This window comes from Frankia sp. AgKG'84/4 (assembly GCF_023242965.2).
GTDB lineage: Bacteria > Actinomycetota > Actinomycetes > Frankiales > Frankiaceae > Frankia.
Map to the genome: position 1 here is coordinate 1 of NZ_JALKFU020001098.1, position 1,368 is coordinate 1,368.

Below are 1,368 nucleotides of genomic sequence, written 5' to 3' on the forward strand. Positions count from 1 at the left end.
CAGCAGGGCGGGGCGCGAGCCGGCCGTGCGCAGCGCCAAGTGGCCGAGGGCCACCTCGGCCGGCAGGGCGAAGGCGTGCTGCACGATCCGCGCGCCGCAGCGGGCGCGCATGGTCTCCCACAGCGATGTCCAGCGCCGCACCTCGGCCGCGACGGCGGCGTCCGGGTGCTCACTGACCGCCGGCAGGACGGCGTCCCCCGCGTGCACCGCGAGCACGACCACATCCGGCGCGAAGCGGTAGAACTCGCTGTCCGGGTCGAGGATCTCCTGACGGTACTGCCCGTAGCCACACTCGTAGGTCTCCACGGCGACCCCGGCCCGCGCGGCGGCCAACGGCAGCAGCGCGGTGAGCTGGGACGTGGTGTAGCTGCCGAGGACGGCCACCCGGGCGGACCGGGGCAGCGGCGCGGTCCGCGGCAGGCATCGCCGCAGCACCCCGGCCGCCGCCGACCAGGCGCCGAGGTCGGCGTCGGTGTCGGTGAGGGCGAGGGACCACCGCAGCGCGCCCGCCGGATCCCCGGCACGCTCGTGCGCGACGGCCAGATCGCGGCACAGTTTCGCGCTCGGCAACTCACTCCTGGCGGCGCGCCCGGTCAACTCGGCGACGGCGGCCCGCGCCGCGGCGGCCCGCTCGATCGCGGCGGCCTGCTCGGATGCGTCACCGCCCCGGATCCGTTCGACCGTGCCCGGACGTACCCCCACTGCGACACCCCCCGTTTCGATCATCAGCGGCCCCTTTCGGAGTCACCCGTTCCGGCACCCGCACCCGACCGCCCAAACTCTACCCTCACGTGAGAGTTGGTTCGAACCGAACGTTCGGACCGACCGGGATACCACGAGGGGTCAACGTCGCCGATAACTCTCGAAGCCGGCCTTACTGTCATCTCACCCGGTTCGCGACCCACATCCACGACCACGGACGAACATCAGCGAAGGCCGGCGCACGGGTCCGCGACCGCCCCCACGATCACGCCCCCGGGCTGGGCGGACACCCCGGCGAACCGCTCAGGCCAACCGAACCGGACAGTCGACGAAGGCGCAACGCAGAACCAACCAACCCGGATCTATCCATTTGCTGACAAGCGCCGAGACAGCCCGGGACATATGGAAAACTCCTTCACACGCCCCACTGTCGCGACGCCCGCCGGGTCCCTATCAACCATTGGCCCCGACCCCCATCTGCCGCCACCCGAGCCACCCCGTTGTCCGTCAATCCGGGCATTCGACCGAACACCGCCCCGTCTCCCACCGGCTCCGCCCCCAGACAGGTCTGACCGATGCAGCACGCCGCCCGGCCTCGAGGGGCCGCCCCCGCCCGGTGGGCGCCGCTGATCATGGGCGTGCTCGTCCTCCTGCTCATGCTGACGG

The 1,368-nt window shown here is 72.3% G+C and carries 1 pseudogene; it reads right to left on the bottom strand.

Annotation, left to right across the window (positions count from 1 at the left end):
- A pseudogene (locus MXD58_RS27605) lies at positions 1-597 on the bottom strand (HAD-IIIC family phosphatase); the annotation flags it as partial.
- Positions 598-1,368 lie beyond the last annotated feature (771 nt).